This window comes from Chitinophaga sp. (assembly GCF_036569125.1).
Lineage (GTDB): Bacteria > Bacteroidota > Bacteroidia > Chitinophagales > Chitinophagaceae > Chitinophaga.
The window spans coordinates 1-5631 of record NZ_DATCRF010000633.1 but is presented as its reverse complement, the minus strand read 5'-3'; the positions used below and the strand labels follow the sequence as shown (position 1 = coordinate 5631).

Genomic DNA, 5631 nt, shown 5'->3' with positions numbered 1-5631 from the left:
GGTAAAGGTATACGGCTCCCGCGCACTGAAACTGCGTAATAACCGCACTTCATTTTTTATAGATGAGATGTCAATTTTCCAGGCAATTATTTAAACAAAAAATGATCAATAAGAAAGCTTCCGGCCCTGCCAGCCAGTACTGCGCAGAAATTGTTCCCAGTTAAGGCTCTGCGGATCTATCTGGCGGCTCCATAGCAGATCACGGTCTTTGCTGAAGTAACCATATTCAACCGCATACTCTACCATCCCTATGATCTCATTTACTAAAAGTTCATTTGAACCAAATTCCGGAAAATGATGAAGCAGCTCCTCCCGTGTGAATGCGGAACTATACACGGCCTTCCTGCCTGTGACACGGACAAAAGTATCTACCATTTCCTGCGGTGAAATAATATCGCCGATCACAGGCAAAGATTTACCTGCATACTGACCCGGATTAGAAAAAATTTCCAGAACAGCCGGTCCTGTTGCCGTAAGCGGATCCACAAAAGGCGCACGGAAATCTTTTGGCAAATAAATTGGAAATACCAGCGTATCGCCCGCTGTACGGGGAGGATAAAATTCCATAAGATTGGTGTAAAAAAAGGCCATGTAGATAAACGAGCTTGCGATGGGAAGCGTGCGGATGTATTCTTCAACCCTGGCTTTATCCGTAAAATGAGGCGCAAACTTTTTCCCCGCTGTAATTTTATCTACATTTTCCAGGCTGCTGAAAATAAGGTGCTGAACCCCTGCTTCAACCGCTGCGTCTGCCAACTGTTTACCTAACTCCGTTTCGTGAGTTTGCGGAGGAACGATACCTGGCGTCATCATAAAAACACCATCCGAGCCCTGGAACGCTTTCACAAAATCCTTTTTATATCCCAGATCCAGTGGTAAGCTCACCAGTTCAGCGCCCTGTTCGATCAAACTAAGCGCCAGTGGTGAATCGGTACGGCGGGTAATGCCCCGTACCCGGTAACGGCCGCTCTGTAATAATGTATGCGCCGCACTGCGCCCCTGCTTGCCTAAAACACCGGTGATAGTTATAAGTGGTTTATCTTTCTGTTTCATTGCTCTTGTTTTTGTTTGAACTATAAAAATTATAGTTGCAAAACTATTTTTAGTGGGCTAGATTTGCAATAACTATCCAAATCGATAGGTCAAAAATTGCAGTATGAAAACAGAATGTATTGGCGATTATGTAAAGCTGAAAGGAAAAATTTATCCTTGTACAGTTAGCCTTACAATGGATCTGATGGGTGGAAAATGGAAGGCAGTCATTCTTTACCACTTAAAAGATGAACCAAAAAGATATAACGAGCTCCGTAAAGAAATGCCGTCTGTTACTGAAATGACGTTAAGCCTGCAGTTAAAGCAATTGGAGAAAGACGGTCTGGTGTCAAGAAAGGTTTATGGGAAAAAGCCACCTATCAAAGTCGTGTATGGCTTAACTGATTTTGGCAAAACTTTCGTCCCGGTTCTGGAAGCGATCACCGCGTGGGGCAACCAGGTGGTAATGGAGAAAGGCGAGTTTGTTGCTGCTGAGCAGCTTTAAACTTATAAAATCTGCGGCCGGCGGTCGCTAAATACCAGCAGCAATGTAATCACGCCTATTATAAAAAAGCTTAGCACCAGCGGAAAAACGTCCGTAACCATTAAATGACTAATAATGGATCCCAGGGATGCGCCAATGCAAAAGAAGTAGGTACCATAAACAGCGGAAGCCATACCAGCCATGTTTCCCATTGGCTCCAGCGCTAATGCGCTGCTGTTTGGCTCCACAGCTAAATTCAGCGCCATCAGCAGCGCCACCGCAATAAAGAATAAAAGCATAGCGGGCGGATCGCCCAATGTGAAAGTAAGCAACAGCAAAAGGCCTGCTATTACCGTATAAATAATAAGTAACCCCCGGATGGTGCGCCGTGCCCCATACTTCGACGACAGGCGGGCATTCATTAAGGTGCAAAGCGACATAACCAGCCCCATACCTCCGAAGATCCAGGGAAACAGCTTGGGCCTGCCGTAGATCTCCCCCACAATATGTTCGGAGCTGGAAATGTAGGAGCTTAATGCCGTGAAAAGAGCGGTGGTAACAGTGGTGTATCGAAGGAAGGCGCGGTTGCTGAGAACCTTACGGATGGATTGGCCGAAACCGGCCCAGTTAAGGGAGCTGCGTTGTTCCGGCGGCAAGGATTCCTCCAGCCTGAACGACCAGAGAAAGATAATCACCGCAAACAAAGGTGGGGTAAGAAATACCATTTGCCAGGATGAAACGGACAGGATAGCTATCCCTAAAAAGGGCGCCAGTACTGGCGTAAACAGGAAAATGGTAAAGATCAGGGACATAATGCGGGCCATCTGGTCTCCTACAAAACGGTCACGTACCCCCGCGATAGTGGTCATAAATACGGCTGATGCTCCTACCCCTGCTATAAAGCGCGCGGCAAACATCAGCTGCAGGCTAGGTGCAAATGCGGCAGCTATTCCACCAATGATGTAAAGCGGGAACCCTATCCGCAGAATGGCCAGCCGTCCGAAACGGTCTGAAAATGCGCCAAAAATGATCTGCGCTGTTTGCCCCAGGAAAAAGAACGTAATGATCTGCGCGGTAGCCGTAGATTCAGGGTTAAGCCCAAAATGCCTGCGCAGCTCCGCAAACACCGGGAGCATAATATCTATTCCCAAAGCTGTCAGGATCATGGTGCAGGCCGACAGCGCAATAAACTCACCTTGTTTCATTTTCATAGCTGTGATCATTCAAATTTAAACGGGGCAGCCTATACGTGAAATGTTTTTAACTCCCGTTAGAGCTGGTAAAGCTAATGTCTAAATTTATATGTTATAGGGTATTTATTAGACATTATATTGGGGTTGTTTAGACAAGGATGTGTGCCACACCTTTAAAGTGTGGCACACATATGGGGCATTAAAAAGGCTGCCCCTTTTTTGGAACAGCCTTCTATGAATACAATAACCGGCTTTAATAAGTAGCAGCAAACTCCCTTGCAAAAGCTTCCAGCTTAATTTTCCCCATGGCAGCCGGCTTATGCAGCTCATAATCCGCTATCAATGCACCGCTATGGAGGCTGGCGCCCATTTCCACCAGCTTGGCGGCAATATGCGGCGGCACGCCTTTCTTTTCCAGCCTTTCCTGCGTTTGTTCATTAGTAAAGGTGAGCCATTTCAGATCCGGCTTGCCAATAGCGGCGCCTAATACGCCTGCAATTTCATTGGCGGTACGCTCATCGCTTACCACGTACCGCACCTGCTTTCCGGTAGCAGCTGTTTCCAGCTCTTCCAGCGCAGCAGCGGCAATATCTTCCGGGTGCACCAATATCAACTTATCATCTGTACCATAATTTGCAGCCATAAAGCCCTGCTCTTTTATTATGTCTGTAAGATTGTACAAATTATAGTAGAAATAGCCTGCGCGCAAATGCGTAATGGCTACGCCTGACAACCCATTCAGCAAGCCCTCTATTTTATGGGACCCCAGGATGAAGCCTGAATCTTTTTCCAGGTGAGCACCGTAGCTGCTAAGGTGCACCACGCGCTTTATACCCGACTGCTGAATGGCCTGTGCATAATTGCGGCCTATCCGGCTGTAATAGGCTATCTGGTCGGGTTCAGCAAAGTTTGGCGGCACCATGGCAAATACGGCATCCGCACCGGTAAGAACGGACACCAGGAAATCAACATCTTCCAATGAGCCAATGGCAGCCGTGGCGCCCAGGGCTTCAATGTCCTTTTGTTTTTCCGCTTTGCTGCTGATCACGGTCACCTTGTGCCCTTTTTGTACCAGTCCTTTTGCCAGTGGCTGGCCAACATGTCCTAATGAACCTGTTACTACAACTTTCATAAATATTTCGCTTTTGTTTCTAACACAAAGGTCCTGCCCACAGAATTTGTTCCTGTAGCTTAATCTCAGGTTGTTGTAGCCGATTCTTTACTAATTGAAAGATTGCCGGAACTCCAAAGGCGAAAGGCTGGTTTTGTTTTTGAATAATTTGCTGAAGGACTGTGAGTGCTCAAACCCTAATTCATAGGCAATTTCACTGACGGATAAAGTGGTGGTGGATAATTTCTCTTTTGCCTTTTCTATTAACTTATCATGTATGTGCTGCTGGGTACTTTGCCCGGTTAATACGTTTAGCAATACGCTTAAATAATTGGGGGATACATTTAATGCGCCGGCAATATATTGCACCGTTGGCAATCCTTTTTGTGCCAGCACATCGCTGTTAAAATATTCCGCAAGCACATCCTCCAGCCGTTCCAGCAGCTTGTGATTCGTAATTTCCCGGGTAATGAACTGGCGGTGATAAAACCGGTCGGCATAGGTTAATAATAATTCAAGCTGGGCGATAATTACTTTTTTACTGAACTTATCAATATTTGAATGGTATTCCTGCACAATATTTTGCATAATACCGGTAACCATTACTTCTTCTTTCTCTGAAAGGTGCAGGGCTTCATTTACTGCGTAGCTGAAATATTCGTACTGCTTTATTATTTTGGCTAAAGGGGTATTCCATAAATAATCAGGATGTACCAGCAACAGCCATCCTGAATGTTCCAGCGTCTCATCTGCCTCAATTGTAAAAACCTGGCCGGGAGAAATAAAGATCATGATCCCCTCGTCAAAGTCATACTCCTGCTGACCGTATTTCATCTTACCATTAAAGTTCTTTTTAAGCGCTATGGAGTAAAAATCATGTACAAAGCTTTTAGGCTCACCATCCGGTGAACCTTTAATATCTTCAAAGCTTACCACGCTGATCAACGGATGCGCCGGTTTTGCGATCCCGATGCTCGTATGATATTCCGTGATTGTTTTAATATGTGTAAGCGGTGTATTTTTCATGACCCTTTACTTTCCATCAAAATTAATCAATCAGCTTCTTTTCCATATAAATAGTTCCGGCAATAGGGTTATGCCGGTAGGCATCAATGGTGTAAAATCCCAGGTGATGGTACAATGCCTGTGCCTTTTCCTGGCCGGGCACAGTGTCCAGCCGGATATATTGATAGCGCAGCTCTTTTGCGGTGTCTACGGCTAATGTCAGCAATTCCTTCCCGATCTTCAGGCGTCTGAATGCAGGTTTTACATACAGCCGTTTTAGCTCTGCGGTGGTTTCAGAAAGCTTGCGGATACCGGCGCAGCCAACGGCCTCCTTATCATTATAAATACAGATCAGCAAAGCTCCTTCAGGAGGCTGGTATTGCAGGCTTATGTCCGCAAGCTCATTTTTGAATCCCTGGAATCCAAGATCAAAGTCCAGAGAAGCCGCATATTCTTCAAAAAGTTTTTTCCCTTCCTCAAAGTCCTGCGCAGCCGCTGCTATTTTAAAGTGAATGTTTTCCATCTGCATTTTATTTTTCCGCATTTCCTTTTTCCAACAGCTGCTTTACCTGCATAATTAGCCCGGCCAGCTGCTCCCGCTCTTTTGCATCCAGGTGCTTAACGAGGCTTTTCACCTGCTCATCCGACTGGCGGTTAATATCTGCGGCTATTTGCCGGCCTTTGGCAGTAAGCGCAAGGCCAAAGATCCGCTTGTCCTCTTTGGATTGATTTTTCTTCAGGATGCCCTGTTTTACCAGCTTGGCCACCATCCGGCTCATGTAACCTTCATCTATTTGCAGCTTTTC

General features: G+C 46.0%; 7 protein-coding genes. 1 reads left to right on the top strand and 6 read right to left on the bottom strand.

The genetic code is table 11. The features are described 5' to 3' along the window. Positions 1 to 105 precede the first annotated feature (105 nt). The gene (locus tag VIM87_RS23735; RefSeq protein WP_331999415.1) at positions 106 to 1053 is read right to left on the bottom strand and encodes an NmrA/HSCARG family protein; all 948 of its coding nucleotides are present in this window, start codon (positions 1051 to 1053) and stop codon (positions 106 to 108) included. 103 nt (positions 1054 to 1156) lie between these two features. Here VIM87_RS23735 and VIM87_RS23730 point away from each other — a divergent pair, with 103 nt between their 5' ends. After that, entirely contained in the window at positions 1157 to 1537 is a 381-nt protein-coding gene (locus VIM87_RS23730) for a helix-turn-helix domain-containing protein (protein WP_331999414.1), read from the top strand. Between the two features lie 2 nt (positions 1538 to 1539). Here the strand turns inward: VIM87_RS23730 and VIM87_RS23725 are convergent, their stop codons facing one another. From VIM87_RS23725 to VIM87_RS23705, 5 genes are all read right to left on the bottom strand, one after another. Next, a complete protein-coding gene (locus VIM87_RS23725; RefSeq protein WP_331999413.1) occupies positions 1540 to 2727 on the bottom strand; it encodes an MFS transporter in 1188 nt (395 codons plus the stop codon). 235 nt (positions 2728 to 2962) lie between these two features. Continuing rightward, a complete protein-coding gene (locus VIM87_RS23720) occupies positions 2963 to 3841 on the bottom strand; it encodes an NmrA family NAD(P)-binding protein (RefSeq protein ID WP_331999412.1) in 879 nt (292 codons plus the stop codon). 90 nt (positions 3842 to 3931) lie between these two features. Continuing rightward, positions 3932 to 4846 carry a helix-turn-helix transcriptional regulator gene (locus tag VIM87_RS23715; protein WP_331999411.1) on the bottom strand — a complete coding sequence of 305 codons (915 nt, stop codon included), beginning with the start codon at positions 4844 to 4846 and terminating at the stop codon, positions 3932 to 3934. Positions 4847 to 4868: 22 nt separating this feature from the next. Next, positions 4869 to 5348, bottom strand: a complete 480-nt coding sequence (locus VIM87_RS23710; RefSeq protein WP_331999410.1) for a GNAT family N-acetyltransferase — start codon at positions 5346 to 5348, stop codon at positions 4869 to 4871. A 7-nt stretch (positions 5349 to 5355) separates the two neighbouring features. Continuing rightward, the coding region (locus VIM87_RS23705; protein WP_331999409.1) for a MarR family winged helix-turn-helix transcriptional regulator at positions 5356 to 5631 on the bottom strand (276 nt) is incomplete at its 5' end.

What these genes read in the sequence shown, in the direction of transcription:
- VIM87_RS23735 (WP_331999415.1), bottom strand. Translation starts at nt 1,053, where the DNA reads ATGAAACAGAAAGATAAACCACTTATAACTATCACCGGTGTTTTAGGC.
- VIM87_RS23730 (WP_331999414.1), top strand. Translation starts at nt 1,157, where the DNA reads ATGAAAACAGAATGTATTGGCGATTATGTAAAGCTGAAAGGAAAAATT.
- VIM87_RS23725 (WP_331999413.1), bottom strand. Translation starts at nt 2,727, where the DNA reads ATGAAAATGAAACAAGGTGAGTTTATTGCGCTGTCGGCCTGCACCATG.
- VIM87_RS23720 (WP_331999412.1), bottom strand. Translation starts at nt 3,841, where the DNA reads ATGAAAGTTGTAGTAACAGGTTCATTAGGACATGTTGGCCAGCCACTG.
- VIM87_RS23715 (WP_331999411.1), bottom strand. Translation starts at nt 4,846, where the DNA reads ATGAAAAATACACCGCTTACACATATTAAAACAATCACGGAATATCAT.
- VIM87_RS23710 (WP_331999410.1), bottom strand. Translation starts at nt 5,348, where the DNA reads ATGGAAAACATTCACTTTAAAATAGCAGCGGCTGCGCAGGACTTTGAG.